The sequence below is a fragment of the Syntrophobacterales bacterium genome (genome assembly GCA_031274925.1).
Classification (GTDB): Bacteria; Desulfobacterota; Syntrophorhabdia; order Syntrophorhabdales; family Syntrophorhabdaceae; genus PNOM01.
The window spans coordinates 1-17385 of the sequence record JAISPL010000005.1; the positions used below are offsets into that span (position 1 = coordinate 1).

The following is a 17385-nucleotide window of genomic DNA, read 5'->3' on the forward strand; positions in this document are numbered from 1 at the left end:
CCCCTTATAAGCAACGGCATATACACCATACCTTACTTAAGAAGGGAAAAACTATGGGACATGTATTACATGCTCACGCCAGGACAACTCAGGTAGTGCGTAGAGAAATAATAAAATAGTCAAGAAAGCCTGATAAGGCTTGCAGTACATTATGGCGTGAACCTAAAAACTATTGAGAGATGGAGAAAAAGAGACTTTGTCCATTTGATGTGCCTATGGATCCTAAAGTCATCCGCAAGCCAGGTTGAAGAAGCCTCTATTGTGATTGCCTGTATATTTGCTGCATGACTCCATCCCTGCATCGTTGGATTGTCATACGGAAACTGTCAAAGTTTGCATGATAAATCGACGAGAGCTTTAAGCCCAAGAGTTTTCGACTCATGATTGTAAGCAAGCCTGCGCCTTGATAGACGGTTTTACTGCGGAATGGCTGCTTGCCGACAAGAGATCATTAAAGGAAGAATCGTAAGCAGCATCGGGGATACGATGAGGATCTCTACAAACTGCGCCCCTTAGTCGAAAATACGTTCTTACTTCTCAAGCGTTGGCGTGGTATTGCTCTTGATACGCAAAAAATACTGCCTCCTTCGCTGCCGCTGTTCAAATCCTTATGTATTTCTATTTGGGCTGGTATCCTTTACTTGACTATTGGCGGGATTAGCCAATAAGGTGACGTAAAATGAGAAAATGAATCATTCTTTTTCAGACCTAACAGGAATGAGCGTTACAGTCCGCGGTAACATGGCATAATAAATCGAATAAGATCAGCCTAATTGAGGGATAGCGGATTGTCAAAGAGAGAACCGCAGTCATGAGGGACCTGTGTACAGAGTAGATGTGTATGCGGCACCAAAACTGTGGCATAGATTTTTTATTGACAAACCATGTAATCTTTCGCTACGCTATTTTAATATACAAAACAAAGTTTGCTATGCAAAACGTTGTGAACATGAAAGAGCAAGACAGAATAATCCTTTTAGGCAATATTTTGCTCCTTTGGGCAGCGTCATGTGGCTTATTAAGCGGAGGGAGACGAGTGTATGCTGGCCGTACCAGTTCACGGGCAGTAATGGCACGGAAAAAGATGTTGGTTCAAACCTGACAATTTTGTGGAAAACATGGTCTGCGCAAAGGCAGATGAAAGCCGGCGTTGATAATGACGAAGGATGAAGAAATAATGCAGGGAAAAAGCGCGATTGCAAGAGGTGCCCGGGAAACTGGAGCGATGGTCGTCGTCTTATACCCCGAGACACCTGGTGAGATACTGAAAGCGATTGCCGACAACTACCAGGAAATTTATGCTAAATGGGCGAAAAGGTGTCCGTAGTGTACGGGGCCGCCACGGAGGATTAACATACGCGGTATCGTCAAGAGCCGCCAACGATTGAAATTGCAAACAGAAAGCAGTGAACGATGGGGAGAACCAAAATGAGCGGAGTGGGTGCGGAAACGGAAGAAATGAAGAAGACCGAATATACTTCTCTCGTTCCCGCAGTGGACCAGGCATCAAGAATCCTAATCTGTCTTGCGAAAACACCTTCCTTCAAGATGAATCTCACAGATATTTGCAAGAATGTTGGTATACATAAAAGCAAAGGATATGCTATTCTTAATACCCTCCTGAATTTCAAGTTTGTAGAGCGAGACGATGAAGGTAAAACATATACCTTGGGACCGGGGCTGATTTCCCTGTCCCGGAGGGTCCTTGATAACTTGGAATACCGGGATATGGCCGGGCCTTTCCTGGAGAGGCTTGCGCAACAGACAGGCAGTACTGCCACCTTCGGTATAGTGAATGGAAGAAACTTCATCATTATCGCGAAACGGGAAGGAGACAGACATGCGTTTCTCACGATACGGGTGGGCTACCAACTGAGTATCACCCACGGGGCGGTGGGAAAAGCTATCATTGCATGTGTGCCTGGCGATGAGCGCGAGGAAGTGCTCAGCCAGGAGAAGCTTCTTTTTCACGGAGACCCTTCAAAGTTGGACAGGAACCGGCTTGAAACCGAATTTGAGGAGTGCAGGAAAGCCGGCTATGCTCTTGACTTGGGCGAGATGTTTGCCGGACTCAATGCTGTTGCCGCTCCGGTATTCGACCACGCAGGCAAGCCGACAGGGGCCCTGCTCGTCACGGGGAGCTTCTCGAAATCGTTGGCCCACGAGTATGGGGTTAGGGTGGCCGAGTGTGCGAGGGAATTTTCGACGACACTAGGTGCAGACATTGAAGAGATATTCAAGAGACCTGCAAAAGAAGATTTGAAAGATGAAGCTTTATCGCAACGTACGCAGGGTTTTGGACTCCGATAGTTCGAACAAGGGGTTCAAATGGGAGCGGTATTAGTCTATAAAGAATGTATTGTGATGACGCTATCTTTATTAGATTGGATACTCCTCTCGAAAAAGCGAGAACCATCATAATATGGCGGCAGTTTGACGAGAAAGTCAACGAGGTCTGTAAATGTGCTTATCGGAAAAGGCATAAAAAGGCGACAAGGTCGTGCATTTTATGAATAACTCTATCACTTGGTTTGCAGTCTGCTTTGGATTAGTCCATCTAGGTGCGTGGATCGTGTCTTACAACTTTCGTTTCACGAATGATGACGTCAAATACTATACGGGCGTAGCGGAGCCTGATTTGATGATATCTGGCGACGCATTCAATGGCCGCCGGAGGGACTCATCTGCGCCAGAAGAGACGCGCTGTTTTGCGCTGAGTGAGTCCTTCATGAATCCCCTATTGGCCGGTACGTCTATGCCGGAGCTCAGTGTGGAACTTTTTTCACCGATCCATGATGGTTTTACTTTACTTCCGGAACAACGGGGTAGCCTAAGCCTATCCCCTTATTGTGCGCCCGTTTGAATACACAGAATGCCTGCGCCCACGAAGTGCAAAAGGCTATAAAAGGTGTTTTCGGTGAGGATGTGTCGGCATCCCAAGGCAAGATTGAGAGGGTAAGACTGAGGAAACAGTTTATAAGCATGGCAGAAGTTTTTAAGGTTAAATGATTCAGGAAGGAACATTCCCGCATGAGTGTCGATGAGGCGAAGTTCTTCTTCGAGACTGCCGACCACATCGGATCGGGTATGTGCTGGCGTGTTTTTGCAACACAATTAAAATCTTTATTTAGGGGGTTGTTATGAACAAAAAGTCAGTGGTTACGGTGGTTCTAGGCATCTCGTTTGTGTTCTTCTGTCTTGCTGCTTTCCCGGCAATTTCGTCGGCACAGAAGGCAATAACTCTCAACTACTCCAACTTTTTCCCCGCGCCTCACAAAAGCAGCGTCGCTTCCGAGCAGTGGTGCAAAGAGATTGAGAAAAGGACAGGCGGTAAGGTAAAGTTTGCCTATTTCCCCGGTGGAATTCTCACACCCGCTGCCCAGACGTATGATAATATCGTAAAAGGGATAGCGGATGTGGGTTGCAGCGCTCTTGCATACACAAGGGGAAAATTCCCTCTTATGGAAGCGACAGATCTTCCGTTAGGGTACAGGAACGGGACCCAGGCAACGAATTTGATAAACACCTTCTACTCCAAGTTCAAACCAAAAGAACTTGACGACGTAAAGGTTCTTTATTTCCACGCTCATGGACCCGGCATACTCCATACGAAGAAAGAGGTAAGCAAGCTTGAGGATCTGAAAGGGAAGAAGATACGCGCCACCGGCCTTGCCGCAAAGATAGTGGAAGCCCTTGGAGGCGCTCCGGTAGGGGCCACCATGCCTGAAACCTATGATGCGCTCCGGACTGGCGTTGTCGACGGTTCACTGGCCCCGTACGAAGCATTGAAAGGCTGGAAGTGGGGAGAGGTGGTGAGCTTTACGACCCTGAATTATGGCGCTGCGTATACCACCGGGTTTTTTGTCGTTATGAATAAGACCGCATGGAATTCACTGCCTCCTGATATTCAGAAAGTGTTTGACGAGGTAAGCAAGGAGTGGATCACCGTGCATGGCAAGGTTTGGGATGAGATCGACAAAGAGGGCCGCGAGTTCGCTAAGGTTAAAGGGCTGAAGGAAATAGCTTTCTCGAAAGAGGAGAATGCGCGCTGGGCGGCAAAAGTGAAGCCTCTTTTTGACGAATATACGAAAAATGCGAAAGCAAAAGGGCTGCCAGGCGACGAAGCCTTGAAATTTTGCTTCGACTTTTTGAAAAAGTAAAGAGATAGATCCGAAAGCCACGGTACTGTGTCGGAGATATCACAGGATCAGGACTGAAAGGAACATATCTGATAATTGAAATATGGCGGTGAACGGCCCGTCTGTAATGTGTGGGAGTTCACCGCCATATTTTATGACACGGCATCATCTGCGGAACCCAAGACAGCGGCTGAAGACCGGTGACGGAATTTGCCTGCCTGACGTTGGTCATATCGGTATAGGGATTATGATGGTAATTTCTCCGATACTAAGGACCTTCACTTGATTTTGTCTATAATACCGTCCGAATCCACAATCAATACGGGCCGGACATGGACCTTGCCTATTCCATCAAGAACAGCTGCGTTCGGTTTCCAGTCTCTAAAGAGTAATGATATTAGCCTGTTCTTAGACACATGGAAACCAGAACAAAGCTTCCGGCAACAATCCACCGGACCGATTATATGCCTGAATTTTCGTGAAATGCGCAACTTAGGCGACGTCAAGATTTGACGTGCTGGAAGGCAAGGCGGGTCCGCGGGAATTTCGAAATTTAGGCCCATGGGGTGAGCTATTTGGACACACGGCCTTCATGCTGTATCTGAGATGGAGAAGAAAAGGCTGTGAACCTATGGCCACAAGATACGGTACTGTAGTATAATTATGAATTGTCCGGCCCCCTTGGAGCGAAATCGGTTATATATATTTACCGGACCGGAGGGGGCGGGAAAGAGACAGAACTTCTTAAGGAGTGTAAGCGCAATGAAAGATTTCAAACCGTTCACCCTTGAAAAGAGAACTGTCGGAACCCTTGCTGCCGCGCTCGACAGGCTCGAGGCAGGTTTTGCGGGGCTGCCGCCAAGTGAAGACCGATCCATCAACTATGCGTCATTAGAGCGAGTGCTCTTTGAGGTGGCAGACAGAATTCACGATAATTATCCTTACTTCCATCCTCTTTACGCGGGTCAGATGATGAAACCGCCCCATCCGGCGGCAAGGGCGGCTTATATGCTGGCTATGTGGATAAATCCAAATAATCACGCCCTTGATGGAGGACGCGCCAGTTCGGCAATGGAGAAAGAAGCAGTGAGGGACCTTGCCCGGATGATCGGGTGGGATAATCATCTAGGCCACCTGTGCAGCGGGGGCACCATGGCGAATCTGGAAGCGCTGTGGGTGGCAGGACAACTCAGTCCTCGCGCTACCGTCGTTGCCTCGGCGCAAGCCCATTATACCCACGGGCGCATAAGCGGCGCGCTCAAGCTGGATTTTGAGGCTATTCCCTGTGATCGTTCCGGAAGAATGGATGTAGCCGTACTCGAAAGCCGTCTTCAAAGAGGAGGGGTCGGTACAGTTGTCGCGACCGTCGGTACCACGGCGTTAGGGTGCGTCGATCCGTTGCCTGAACTGCTCAACCTTCGTGAGCGGTACAACTTCCGTCTTCACGCCGATGCGGCATACGGAGGATATTTCGGTCTTGTCGACAACCTGAGACCTGATACGCGTCTCAGCTATGACCGGCTTCACGAGGTGGATTCTTTGGTGATCGATCCGCACAAACACGGTCTCCAGCCATATGGATGCGGATGCGTGCTTTTCCGTGATCCCTCCGTGGGAAGATTTTACCAACACGATTCTCCTTACACCTATTTCAGCTCGAACGAGCTTCACCTGGGTGAAATAAGTCTTGAATGCTCCCGTCCTGGGGCGGCAGCTGTCGCGCTATGGGCGACACAGCGCGTGCTTCCCCTTGTAAGAGATGGGGAATTCGCTCTCGGGCTTTCCAAATCCCGTGCGGCTGCACGGGCATTTTACGACAGGCTGCAAGTGGATTCGCGGGTTATGACGCCCTTTGCGCCTGAGCTGGACATAGTTGTATGGACGCCCAGGACATCCAAGGTAAGTGAGTCATCCGAGATGGCTCGTATGATTTTTTCGCTGGCCGCGGACCGAAATCTGCACATAGCTTTGGCCGAACTGCCTGCCTATTTCTTCGATTTCCAGGGCGCCGATATTGAAATGGACAGAGAGACAGTCACCTGTCTGCGCTCGGTTCTCATGAAACCGGAACATCTTGACTGGATTGATCGTATATGGGAAATCCTCAATCAAGTGACGGATGAAGTGATCAAAACGCGATGAGGGGGGGAACCAAGGTATCACGTAGGTGTGCGATTCCTTATCATTGAATGGGAATTGATTCATGAAAACAGTGGCGCTATTCGCAATGAAGGCAGGGGCCCGGCGCCGATGGAGATGCACCGGAGACAGGCTATGCGACAGGAGAAACCGGATGTATCGTACCTTGCAATCCAGGAGGCATGACGAAGCGGACGACTTTTCATGGAAGCAAAACCGGTAAGTTTTTATGGGGAGATAGAAAGATTGCCGAAAGCTTTCCGCTGTGATTCTATGATGTGACAACGTCGGTATCATTGGGTCTAGAGTTCAGGCAAGACCACTTCGTCTTGTGACGCATGGCAGGTTGCCTCCAGGATTTTCATTCTCTCCTGATAGGATTATGTCTCCCGTAAGCTCCCTCTCGGGAGGAGAACGCAATCACTTTCTTCTTGCGAAACTTTTTGCTTTCCCTCTAATGTGTTGGTACTTGGCTCGCCTGCCAACGCCTTGACGCGGAGACGCTGGAGTTGTTGGAGGACCGGTTCTCAATTACAACGGCACGGCCCTAATGGTTATCAGGGCCGTGAATTTTTCAATAGCGTGGTTACTTTCATGATTGCTTTCGAAGGGAAAGTCTCTTGGAAGAGTATGCAGGCGGTTATGATGACTGGTTAAGACAGTGAGCGTCGCCAGAGTGCTTTCGCGACCCGGGCTGTCGGAGGAATAATGGCAGAAGAAGGGAAAACAAAGAGCACAGGGGATTTGAAGTCATGCCGCCAGGAGACCGGAACCATGGAGGAAGAGAAAGAGTAGGGCTTCTTGGCGGACCTAGGCTCTTATGAGTTCTGCGTGAGCCGCGATCTAATCAAGAAAATGGGGTAAATGCCAAACTGGCGACCATCGAAAAGAACCTTGATCGCTCATGCCATCCGGCGGTATACCCTGAAGTCTGGTCCTAAGACTCCAAAGAAAGCCCAACATGAACAAGGAGGATGCGTTCTCTAAAGCTTTAAAGCCTTGAATCGCTTTATGGCTTCCCTGATCCTGTCTTCACCAATCGTGATGGAAACCCTGAAATACCCTTCGCCTTCATCACCGAACCCGCTGCCCGGAGTGACAACGATGCCGGCCTCTTCGATCAGTTTTTCGCAAAAATCGGCCGAATTGTAGCCCTTAGGGACCTTTGCCCATATATAGAAAGTGGCGCGGGGCCTTTCCGTTGAGATGCCAGCCGACAAAAGTCCATCCACGACCAAGTCTCTCCTTCTCTGGAGCGTCTGTTTCATCTCGGCCACAGAACTCTGATCGCCGGTCAGGGCCTCAATTCCGGCATACTGTATAGCCTGAAAGACACCTGAATCAATGTTTGTCTTTAATTTACCGAGGTTTTGTATGGCATCTGTGTTACCCACGGCAAAACCGATACGCCAGCCTGTCATGCAGTACGTTTTTGAAAGGGAGTGGAATTCAACTGAGTACTTTTTTTCTTTATCGAATTCAAGGATGCTCCGCGGGTTGTATTCGTCGTAGGCGATCTCGCTGTAAGCGGCGTCGTGGCACACGAGGATATCGTATTTCGCGGCCGCATAAAGAGCCTTGGCGTAGACCTCGTTATCGGCATGAGCTCCCGTGGGATTATTAGGATAGTTAATGAACATCAGCTTTGCCTTACGCAGCACTTCTTCCGGTATGAGGTCGAATCTTGGCAGATACTGGTTTTCCTCCAGCAAGGGCATGATATAGGGAATGCCCCCGGCCAGGAGCGTCATTATTCTGTAAACAGGGTATCCCGGTGAAGGAACGAGTGCCATGTCACCGCTTTCTATATAGGCCCACGGAATATGTGCAATCCCTTCCTTGGAACCTATAAGGGTGACGACCTGAGTGGCAGGATCAAGCTCTACCCCGAACCGTCTGAGATACCAGTCCGAAACGGCTGTCCTGAACTCTAACATTCCCTCGTAGCTCGGGTACCGGTGGTTCTTCTGGTCAGCCACTGCCTCCTTCATACGCTCCACGATGTTCCCTGGTGTAGGGATATCGGGGTCTCCAATTCCGAAATCTATCAGATCAACTCCTCTGTTTCTTGCCTCTGTCTTTTTTTTGTCAATCCGGGAGAACAGATAGGGGGGGATCGTCTCCACTCTTGATGCTGGTTTGGCCATTGATGCGCTCCTCAACAAGTTTTTTGCCATATTCATTAATGTTTTTTTGAGGTAAAGTAAAGCCTTTTTTGCAATGTCATCTCTGTATCCTCTCTGGAACAGGTGATTTTATTTGAAACCTCCTTTCGTATGTGTAAAAATAGACACGGTGAACAGTTTCTTAAAAATGATACCCCAAGATTTTCCTATTACCGAGCGGCCTTACGAGGAGATGGCAGCGAATGCAGGGGTGAGTGAAGAAGAATTCCTTGAACGGCTGGAGAAGTTGAAGAAAGAAAGCGTGATAAGAAGAGTGGCGGCTATTCTCTACCATCGGAAAGTCTTGTATACCCATAATGCCATGGTCGTATGGAAGGTGGACGAAAATGAGACCGAGAGGATAGGCTGGGTCATGGCCTCATTCCCTGAAGTCAGTCATTGCTATGAGAGGGATAATGGAGGATTCTGGGAGTATACGCTCTATACCATGATCCACGGAAAGAATATGGATAACTGCATGGACACGGTGAGGCGAATATCGGAGAAGACCGGAATAAAAGAATTCGAGATATTCCTGAGTAAACGGGAATTCAAAAAGACTTCTTTATCGGTGGAAGAAGATGTACGTTTGGACTATAGTGTCTGAACACCGGATGTGGTCATTGCTACGAGAGGCAGCAAGGAAATGAAAGCGGGCAGGAAGGAATCGAACAAACTTTACAGAAAGGCGCAGACACTCATGCCCGGGGGCGTGAACAGCCCGGTCAGAGCTTTTTCCTCTGTGCACGACACCCCCTTCTTTGTGAAAAGGGCGAAGGGGGCCTACCTTTATGATGTTGACGGGAATGAATATCTTGATTACGTGGCGTCATGGGGCGCCATAATCCTTGGCCATGCGGCCGATGGTCTTGTTGAGGAGATCAAGACTGCCCTTGAAGAAGGGACGAGTTTTGGTGCGTGTCATCCCATGGAGGTAGAGATGGCCCGGATCATCACCAGCGCCTTTCAGAGTATGGAGACGTTACGACTTGTAAGTTCGGGGACCGAGGCGACGATGAGTGCGATCCGGCTCGCAAGAGGCTACACGGGAAAGAGAGGCGTGATAAAATTCAGAGGATGCTATCACGGACACGCGGACAGTCTCTTGGTGAAAGCAGGTTCTGGGCTTGCCACGTTCGGTACTCCCGATAGTGCGGGAATCCTTGCCGATCTTGCAAAACACACGTATGTGGCCGACTTCAACCATCTCGAGTCGGTAAAACAGGCCGTCAGCGAGCATAAGGATGATGTCGCATGCGTTATCCTGGAACCTGTAATGGGGAATATGGGCGTCATTTTGCCTCAAAAGGCATTCCTTAAGGGAGTCGAAGAGATCTGCAGGGAGAACCGGATCCTCCTTATCTGCGATGAAGTTATCACCGGCTTCAGGGTAGTATACGGTGGGGTGCAGCATCTATATGATATAGTGCCCGATCTGACTTGCCTCGGCAAGATCATAGGAGGCGGTTTTCCCATTGGCGCTTTTGGGGGTAGACGAGAGATTATGGACAGACTAGCCCCTCTTGGCGATGTGTATCAGGCCGGAACACTCTCCGGTAATCCAATTGCTGTGAGGGCCGGGGTCTTTGTACTGAAGTATCTTAAAAAATATCTCCCTTACGGTCTGCTCCGCGATAGGGTAGAATCCCTCCGCGAGATGGTAATTGAACTTGCCGTAAAATCGGGCATTCATTACAGAATCAACGGTCTAGCAGGCATGTTTACAGGTTTCTTTTCGCGGGAAGAGGTGTGGGATTATGAGACGGCCGTGAAATCTGACAGGGCTCTTTACGAGCTGTTTTTCAAGCTCATGCGTGAAGAAGGAATTTTTTTCGCCCCGAGTCCGTTCGAAGCCTCCTTTCTAACCTTGGAGCATGGAGAGAAAGAGTTCGCGAGAACAGTGGACGCTTATGATAAAGTCTTCATAAAACTTAGGAAGCGGCAAATCTTATGACAAGAATTCCAAGAGCGGTGGCATATGTGGATTTAAGTGCCATTGAAAAGAACTATAGAGCCATAAAAGCATATTTACCGTCAGCGGTGAAGGTTCTCTGTGTAGTGAAGGCAGATGCTTACGGCCACGGGGCGGTGGAGGTGGCCCGCAGACTCGAGGTGAACGGTGTTGATTACCTGGGGGTTGCCACGATTGACGAGGGGATGGAACTCAGGGATAACGGGATTACGTCGCCTATTCTAGTAATGAGCGGCATATTCCCCTGGGATGATGTCGGTCTTGTCTTCAAAGGCAGACTTACGCCGGTGGTATACGACTCTGCCGCACTTGACAGGATTGCAGATGAAAGCGCCCCCCATGACAAAACGATGAAGATCCACGTGAAGATAGATACAGGGATGGGCAGACTCGGTTTTTCCGTTGACGACATACCGTATGTGATTGAACGCGTCAAGACTGCAGAGAAGGTGGAGGTGGAAGGTCTGATGAGTCATTTCTCAGTGTCTGAAGTGAGAAATGATTACGGGTTAGGGCAGGTGAAGCTGTTTACGAAAGCGATTAGCCTGGCGAGGGGTGCGGGCCTTGACCCCAAGATCATTCATATGGCAAACAGCGGCGCCCTGACCACTTATCCCGATGCATATTTCGGCATGGTCCGGGTCGGGATCAACCTTTATGGTTCTTATCCCGCTAAAGAGTTAAAGGGTAAGATGGAGTTAGGCCCGGCTATGAAATTCGTGTCTAAGATATCCCTTCTGCGGGATTTCGGCGAAGGACAGGCGTTGAGCTATGGCGGGACCTATATAACGAAAAAGAACACGCGGGTTGCCTATGTCCCCGTCGGATATGCGGACGGCTATCCCAGGACATTGTCGAACAAGGCCTCCGTTCTGATAAGAGACAAGCGATGCAGCATTCTGGGAAGAATATGTATGGATTGGCTTTTGGTGGATGTCACCCATCTCAGCGGTGTCGATGTGGGGGAGGAGGTGGTACTCTTAGGCCGCAGCGACACACAGGTGATAACTGCCGATGAACTGGCGGATTTGGCGGGTACCATCCCCTACGAGATCTTCTGTAAGATGTCGAAAAGAATCATGCGGGTCTATGCCTGACAGACCATTTTCCGCCTTTCCCGACGCGGCCGGCCGCAGCAGACAAGGAGCTGAAAAACACGAGAAGGTGAGGGCCATCACGGCTCTCAGTGAAAAAAATATCACCGGTTGGAATGGTGGTGTCTATGTTGTTGCTGGCATAAGAATAAACCAGGTCTGCAGAGAAGAGCCCCTACGACGCAGGGTCGCGCACATATAAAGTATCCCTGAAGGACCAAGCTTCGGAGGAACCGGCTTCGTATCAAGCAAGTCAGAATGCCATCATATTTCCATCTGTGGAGCGACATACTCACTTTTTGGGTATGATGACTATCTCATGCCCCCTTGGGTTTTATCTTTTTCATGTGGTCAATGTCATCCATGATTGGTATATCTTTATAGTGCCGGTCCCTAGAACTGCGCATACATATTGGCCTAGCCTCAGGAGGGTGCTCTGGTACGACGAGGCCGGACCATGGATCTCCGCTCTATTTAACCCTGAAAGTAAACACTCTTGATTTGATACCAGGACGAAACGCATCTGCCGCATACCTCCCGGCTTTTATAGAGCGGGAGATTATATCCATGATATTGTCAGGCATTCCATGTCTGCGCGGAGGAAGAGTGCTATTTCTTTCCGACGCATGTACGGCCCCCACGATGTTTATCTGAGTTCCTCTGTAGAGGGTGACGTGATTTTAAGAACATCGCTGCGGTTGATTACCCGAAGAGCACTCCTGTTTCGGTCGTTGCCCACGATGATTATCTCCGTCTAAGCCTCGTGATTACTGCTCCTGACATGATTGATGAAGATCCAATGATTATATCTAGTCTCACGACATATGGAAACTGTGACAGGGATAACTGGAATTATTTTTCTATTAGGTTCCATCTTTGCTCTGTTTGTATTTTTTCAGGGAAACTATTGTCAGGAAAAGAACCGACCGAGATACGGCTCCCTCAATTAAAGTCGCTTCTTCGTAGAGTGATATATGAAAACCTTTCTTTGAACGCATCGGGGGACATATGTGCAACTGCGGCGAGACGGGCTAGCTGTTCCCCCGTGAAGTCCTCTTCTTCTAGTCTTATCATGTAGTTTCTCGCCACTTCGTATATCTCGGAATTGATGTCCACTTTACGTACTCTTATGTTGCCTTTGGCGTCGACCATTTCGACAAACGGTACAGGGATGATACGCCCTTCATAAACAACGATCATTGCCGCTGTGCCTCCTTTGAGGAGATAGCGGACAGCCCCGTAGCCGAGGTTTCTGGTATAGTCGATATCAAAGGGTATCGGTGGAGCCGCCCTTAATTCGTATCCGATATTTTTCTCCACTATGCTTGCTTTTAAGCCCATAGACTTGAGATTGTCGATCACCAGGTCTTTGAGCACCCGTTCGATTTGAAGTTCCGACAGTCTGATCCTGCCGGCCGCGTCACGTTCCACATCAAGCAGGTCACGCAGACTGTCCAGTTCGCACTTCTCCGCTATGCCTTCAGCGAGGACCGCCACCCCGTGATCACGACCCATGCAAAGCCGTTTTATGATAGAGCCTGTCAGTACATCCACAAATTTGCGGATGGAGACAGTTTTTTCTTCAAATTCCTCGGGAATGAGGCATATGGTGGCGCCTGAGGCCTTGGCCATTCCCAGTGCCAGGTGCCCTGTGTGTCTTCCCATTGTGGTGATGAAGTACCACCTTCCCATGGTCCTAGCATCTTCCATGAGGTTATTTACAATCTTTACGCCCGTGTGCCTGGCCGTCTGGAACCCGAATGTGGAAAAACCGCCGGGGATAGGGATGTCGTTGTCAATAGTCTTCGGCGTGTGAACGACATTTATCTCGCCGCGACCCTCCCTTTCGATCCAGTTCGCCATGTAGAGGGTTCCCTCTCCACCGATGGTAATAAGATATTTTATACCTAGCTGCTTCAGAGTGTTCATGAGGATCTTGAATTTCTTCTGAGCATTTTCGGGAGCATCCCTGGAGGTCCGTAGAATTGATCCACCTGTGGTATGGAGTCTTGACACAAGGTCAATGGTTAGAGGCATGACACTCTCACGGTTGCCCGCGAACAGCTCTGAAAATCCGCCTACGATACCCAGGACATTTTTTCCGTGATTGATCGCTTCAATGGTTGCGGAACTTATTACCCCATTGATCCCGGGAGCGGGACCGCCACCTACAACGATACCGACAGTTTCTTTTTCCATATACTAGACAGTGTTGCATCTTTCCTAGGATTTTTGCAAGCATTATTTGCACCATGATTCATTTTTCTGATACAGGAGATAGTTGCTTTTCTCGGGAAGAAAGGATAAGTTGTGCTCACTATGAATTTGGGATTCCATGTTTCTATTTCAAAAGGTTTCAAATGGACGTTCAGAGAGGCTCAGAGATTGTCCTGTGATGCGATCCAGATTTTTGTAAAGAATCCTAGATCATGGACGGAAAAGAAGTGGAAAGATGAAGAAGTGGCGGCTTTCAGGGAGTTGCGCACCGGCATGCCGGTTTTTGCCCATCTCTCATATTTGCCGAACCTTGCGAGAATTGACGAAGAAGAAAAAAATATGAAGGGTTTTCTCAATGAAATAAAATTATGTCTTGAACTTGGTGTAAACTCCATGGTGGTTCATTGTGGTTCTCGAGAAGACGAGAGGAAGGGAATCGAGACGACCGCCGCAGCTATTAACAGGGCCCTCGACCAATATGATCTGAACATCATCACGGAGACGGCTGCGGGTCAGAGAAATGCCATCGGGGCAGGATTTCAGGAACTGGCAATGATCTATGACAGGGTGGAACGTAAAGAGAGGGTCTTGCTGTGTATCGACACGGCGCACATATTTCAGTATGGATGCGACATTCGTAAGCGCGAGACATGGGAGGGTATAATTAAGATGATTGACGGACGCTTCGGCCGCGATAAGATAGGACTCTTCCATCTGAATGACTCAAAGACCGATCTTGGCAGCCGGGTTGACAGACACTGGCATATCGGAAAGGGCCTGATCGGCACCAAGGCCTTCGGGTTCATTCTCAATGACAAAAGATTTGCCGGTCTTTCAGGGGTCATGGAGACTCCTAAGACCGGCAGGATGGACGAAATAAATATGAATGTTATGAGATCGTTACTTTCTCCGCTGATGCCTGGTTCTTCTGCGTAATTTTCTATATTTATGCTTCCTGATCTTTTTCTTTCTCCACTTTAAAACACTTCCCATTACTCACCTCATATTTTTTCAACAACAGATGTTCATATCAATGTTCGCGCCAAGAACGATAAAAACATAACCTTCATTTCGTTTTTTTGCAACAATATAATGACTTAAACCGTCAGGTCGGTCAACTTTCAAATATGGTCTTCAGCGCTTCCAGTTATGAAAGGGCCGGAACGGTATGTTATGGTCTCTTCCATGGTCATGCAAGACTCAGGATTATGTTGAAAGACTCCGCAAAAACAGCTATAATAAACCCACGCGCCTGTAGCTCAATTTGGATAGAGCAACGGACTTCTAATCCGTAGGTTCTGAGTTCGAGTCTCGGCAGGCGCGCTTAAAATAGTTCAATAATTCTGCCAAGTTGTCCATCATGCCAACCTATTTATTTTATGCTGTTAAGGGATACTGTGCCTGTCATTGCGCCCATCTGTTTAGGAACACAAGACGGTTCTTGGGCATGGGAGCGATTGGGTCCGAAAATTAGTAATTTGCCACGAGGCACCGCTTGGCCCTACACTCAATGACCTTCATTGTATCACCCGCTATGTCCCGCAGTCTGCCCAATTTTTTTTCCTTGAGAATGGCGACTATTGGGGTGCCGGAAGAAAGAAGCCTGAGAAAATCGGTCTCGGTGATAAAGGTGGTCTTCGAGTCCTCATACGCTGCGCCCATTTCTAGTTCACCCTTGTACCCGGCAACGAGCACCTTTTGTCCCGTGTAAAAAGGCAGCGTTTCATCAAAACCTAGGTAGTTGACTATATGCGCCGGTGCTGGTTTCATGGAGTTAACGATTATACTCAGTCCCTTTGTTGTATTGAGTTTATCCACAGTTCCTGAGTTGAGCATGAGCATTATCACAATGGCCCCGGACAATAAGGTGAGGAGAGGAAAAAGGAAAGAGAATGCGTTGAACCGCCTGAGAAGAAGAAAGACAACCGCTATGGCGGACACCGCAGAAAGGCCTACCGAAAAACCTCTCAATTCCGACATGATCCCCGTCGCTTCTCCTGATATCCTGCCCACATAGGAGGTAAATACGGTGTTGCCGTACAGGAGTGCGGATGACGAGAGGGTAGCGAAAAGAAGGATATACGCAATAATCTCCGGCATGGGACGCCTGGTTTTCCATTTTTCATGAAAGAAGCGGCCCAATACAAGGGAGATTGCGGGAAACACGGGGAGAATATAGGGTGGAAGTTTGGATTTCGAAATACTGAAAAATCCAAAAACAACCATTGTCCATATGAGAAAAAGCCGCAATTCACGCTTGTTCCACAATTCAACAAAACTCCTGGGAATAAAAAGCGACCACGGCAGCATACCACCAAAAAGAACTGGAAAGAAATAGAAGAGCGAGCCCGTTCTCTTATGTTTTGTTGTCAGGAATCTTAGAATGTTTTGGTCCACAACAAAGAAATAAAGAAACTCTTTTTCTCTAAGTGATATGGCGACAATCCAAGGCACCGTGACAATCAGGTAGATGGCGAGTCCTCTGATCCATTTCATCTCCTTCAAAAAAGAGAGATTTTTTTCGGAGAGCAGGAAGATAAAAATAGTAGTGCCGACAAGAATGATACTGACGGGACCCTTTGTAAGGGTTGAGAGACCCATGGCCACAAAGAAGAGATAGACGAAAAGCGGCTTCTGCTCGCGGTAGTATCCGTAGAAGCAGAGCACGGAAAGAAAAAGCCATAGCGAAAAGAACATATCGAGCGTCACAATCCGTGCCATTGCGAAGAACCCGAACGAGGACATGAGTATCACCGACGAAAGAAACGCCACATCACTTCCGAACCAACGCCTTGCCCCGAAATAGAGAGCCATCACACAAATGAGGGCGGAAAGGGCATTGGGGAGTCTGAAAGACCATTCATTGGTTCCGAATATCTTATAAGAAAGAGCGGTGGCCCAGTAGAAGAGGGGGGGTTTTTCGAAATATCGTGCATAGTTGAGGTGGGGGACCACATAGTCGTGCAGTTCGACCATCTCCCTTGGTATTTCGGCATACCTCCCTTCATCGGGTTCTTTCAGGGAATATGTACCTATACCGTGAAAAAAGAAGATGCACGAAAGAAGAAGCAAGGCGATGACATACGTAATATCGGACCTGTTTGTCGCTTGTATGGTCATAAATTATCCCTATGTCTCCGTAGCCGATTGATGTAATGTACTCCCCCGGTCTCTGCCATAAGCTTGTAATATACATATATTGTCCTCATAATTCCAGAATTTATCAGGAACACAGATATAGAGATGAAATGATTTCGGAATATTTCACATATGGGGTAAGAAAAGGGGTAAACTATAAGCCGGGTTTTGTAGCCGGTGTGTCGGCCAGTGACCATTTCTCTTGAGCTCCGATTACCCGGAACCTCTTGCGGCCTACCTGGGTTGAAGGACGGGCCATCCTCGCTGCTCAAAGCGGCAGCCCCCTGTTTGGCCTTGCATCAAATGGGGTTTGCAAAGCCGCTCAGTCACCTAAGCGCTGGTGAGCTCTTACCTCGCCTTTTCACCCTTACCCGTCGGGAAATATCCCATGCGGGCGGTATCTTTTCTGTTGCACTTTCCTTAGGGTTTCCCCCAGCCCCCGTTAGGGGCCATTCTGCCCTTTGATGCCCGGACTTTCCTCAGGCTCTTTCGAGCCTGCGATCACTCGTTTACCCCTTTTC

13 protein-coding genes, 1 tRNA gene, 1 other RNA gene and 1 pseudogene are annotated in these 17385 nt (G+C 48.6%); 11 read left to right on the plus strand and 5 right to left on the minus strand.

Annotation, left to right across the window (positions count from 1 at the left end; all coding sequences use genetic code 11):
* Positions 1-382: 382 nt before the first annotated feature.
* The 6 genes and pseudogenes from LBQ00_00590 (at position 383) to LBQ00_00615 (ending at position 6281) form a co-directional block, all read left to right on the plus strand.
* Positions 383-668, plus strand: a pseudogene (locus tag LBQ00_00590) (IS5/IS1182 family transposase).
* A 154-nt stretch (positions 669-822) separates the two neighbouring features.
* The gene (locus LBQ00_00595; protein ID MDR2017383.1) at positions 823-1170 is read left to right on the plus strand and encodes a hypothetical protein; all 348 of its coding nucleotides are present in this window, start codon (positions 823-825) and stop codon (positions 1168-1170) included.
* A 7-nt stretch (positions 1171-1177) separates the two neighbouring features.
* A complete protein-coding gene (locus LBQ00_00600) occupies positions 1178-1327 on the plus strand; it encodes a hypothetical protein (GenBank protein MDR2017384.1) in 150 nt (49 codons plus the stop codon).
* Between the two features lie 101 nt (positions 1328-1428).
* Positions 1429-2310: an IclR family transcriptional regulator gene (locus LBQ00_00605; protein MDR2017385.1), complete on the plus strand. Its 882-nt coding sequence runs from the start codon at positions 1429-1431 to the stop codon at positions 2308-2310.
* An 830-nt stretch (positions 2311-3140) separates the two neighbouring features.
* The gene (locus tag LBQ00_00610; protein MDR2017386.1) at positions 3141-4160 is read left to right on the plus strand and encodes a TRAP transporter substrate-binding protein; all 1020 of its coding nucleotides are present in this window, start codon (positions 3141-3143) and stop codon (positions 4158-4160) included.
* 741 nt (positions 4161-4901) lie between these two features.
* Positions 4902-6281, plus strand: coding sequence for an aspartate aminotransferase family protein (locus LBQ00_00615; protein MDR2017387.1), 1380 nt, complete (start codon positions 4902-4904; stop codon positions 6279-6281).
* Between the two features lie 980 nt (positions 6282-7261).
* Here the strand turns inward: LBQ00_00615 and LBQ00_00620 are convergent.
* Entirely contained in the window at positions 7262-8425 is a 1164-nt protein-coding gene (locus LBQ00_00620) for an LL-diaminopimelate aminotransferase (protein ID MDR2017388.1), read from the minus strand.
* A gap of 112 nt (positions 8426-8537) precedes the next feature.
* Here LBQ00_00620 and LBQ00_00625 point away from each other — a divergent pair, with 112 nt between their 5' ends.
* Genes LBQ00_00625 through alr form a run of 3 tightly spaced genes read left to right on the plus strand, consistent with a single transcriptional unit; the run spans position 8538 to position 11512 of the window.
* Entirely contained in the window at positions 8538-9050 is a 513-nt protein-coding gene (locus tag LBQ00_00625; protein MDR2017389.1) for a hypothetical protein, read from the plus strand.
* A 39-nt stretch (positions 9051-9089) separates the two neighbouring features.
* Positions 9090-10397: a glutamate-1-semialdehyde 2,1-aminomutase gene (gene hemL / locus LBQ00_00630; protein MDR2017390.1), complete on the plus strand. Its 1308-nt coding sequence runs from the start codon at positions 9090-9092 to the stop codon at positions 10395-10397.
* A complete protein-coding gene (gene alr / locus LBQ00_00635) occupies positions 10394-11512 on the plus strand; it encodes an alanine racemase (protein MDR2017391.1) in 1119 nt (372 codons plus the stop codon). Before hemL ends, alr begins: the two co-directional genes overlap by 4 nt.
* A 939-nt stretch (positions 11513-12451) precedes the next feature.
* Here the strand turns inward: alr and LBQ00_00640 are convergent.
* Positions 12452-13708 (minus strand): 6-phosphofructokinase, encoded by a 1257-nt coding sequence (locus LBQ00_00640; GenBank protein ID MDR2017392.1) that lies wholly within the window; start codon positions 13706-13708, stop codon positions 12452-12454.
* A gap of 120 nt (positions 13709-13828) precedes the next feature.
* Between LBQ00_00640 and LBQ00_00645 the strand changes: the two genes are divergently transcribed.
* Positions 13829-14662, plus strand: a complete 834-nt coding sequence (locus tag LBQ00_00645; GenBank protein ID MDR2017393.1) for a deoxyribonuclease IV — start codon at positions 13829-13831, stop codon at positions 14660-14662.
* Here the strand turns inward: LBQ00_00645 and LBQ00_00650 are convergent.
* Positions 14627-14719, minus strand: a complete 93-nt coding sequence (locus LBQ00_00650; GenBank protein MDR2017394.1) for an AURKAIP1/COX24 domain-containing protein — start codon at positions 14717-14719, stop codon at positions 14627-14629. The two genes, LBQ00_00645 and LBQ00_00650, sit on opposite strands and share 36 nt — an antisense overlap.
* A gap of 255 nt (positions 14720-14974) precedes the next feature.
* On the opposite strand from LBQ00_00650, the gene LBQ00_00655 reads away from it, so the two are divergent.
* Positions 14975-15049: transfer RNA gene (locus tag LBQ00_00655), tRNA-Arg, on the plus strand.
* A gap of 147 nt (positions 15050-15196) precedes the next feature.
* On the opposite strand, the gene LBQ00_00660 is transcribed toward LBQ00_00655, so the two are convergent.
* Positions 15197-16846: a glycosyltransferase family 39 protein gene (locus LBQ00_00660; GenBank protein MDR2017395.1), complete on the minus strand. Its 1650-nt coding sequence runs from the start codon at positions 16844-16846 to the stop codon at positions 15197-15199.
* A 159-nt stretch (positions 16847-17005) separates the two neighbouring features.
* An RNA gene (rnpB, locus tag LBQ00_00665) (RNase P RNA component class A) lies at positions 17006-17381 on the minus strand.
* Positions 17382-17385: the final 4 nt, after the last annotated feature.

Bases quoted from the DNA above. Each gene is read 5' to 3' on its own strand.
- LBQ00_00600 (MDR2017384.1), top strand. From the start codon at position 1,178: ATGCAGGGAAAAAGCGCGATTGCAAGAGGTGCCCGGGAAACTGGAGCG.
- LBQ00_00605 (MDR2017385.1), top strand. From the start codon at position 1,429: ATGAGCGGAGTGGGTGCGGAAACGGAAGAAATGAAGAAGACCGAATAT.
- LBQ00_00610 (MDR2017386.1), top strand. From the start codon at position 3,141: ATGAACAAAAAGTCAGTGGTTACGGTGGTTCTAGGCATCTCGTTTGTG.
- LBQ00_00615 (MDR2017387.1), top strand. From the start codon at position 4,902: ATGAAAGATTTCAAACCGTTCACCCTTGAAAAGAGAACTGTCGGAACC.
- LBQ00_00620 (MDR2017388.1), bottom strand. From the start codon at position 8,425: ATGGCCAAACCAGCATCAAGAGTGGAGACGATCCCCCCCTATCTGTTC.
- hemL (MDR2017390.1), top strand. From the start codon at position 9,090: ATGAAAGCGGGCAGGAAGGAATCGAACAAACTTTACAGAAAGGCGCAG.
- alr (MDR2017391.1), top strand. From the start codon at position 10,394: ATGACAAGAATTCCAAGAGCGGTGGCATATGTGGATTTAAGTGCCATT.
- LBQ00_00640 (MDR2017392.1), bottom strand. From the start codon at position 13,708: ATGGAAAAAGAAACTGTCGGTATCGTTGTAGGTGGCGGTCCCGCTCCC.
- LBQ00_00645 (MDR2017393.1), top strand. From the start codon at position 13,829: ATGAATTTGGGATTCCATGTTTCTATTTCAAAAGGTTTCAAATGGACG.
- LBQ00_00650 (MDR2017394.1), bottom strand. From the start codon at position 14,719: ATGGGAAGTGTTTTAAAGTGGAGAAAGAAAAAGATCAGGAAGCATAAA.
- LBQ00_00660 (MDR2017395.1), bottom strand. From the start codon at position 16,846: ATGACCATACAAGCGACAAACAGGTCCGATATTACGTATGTCATCGCC.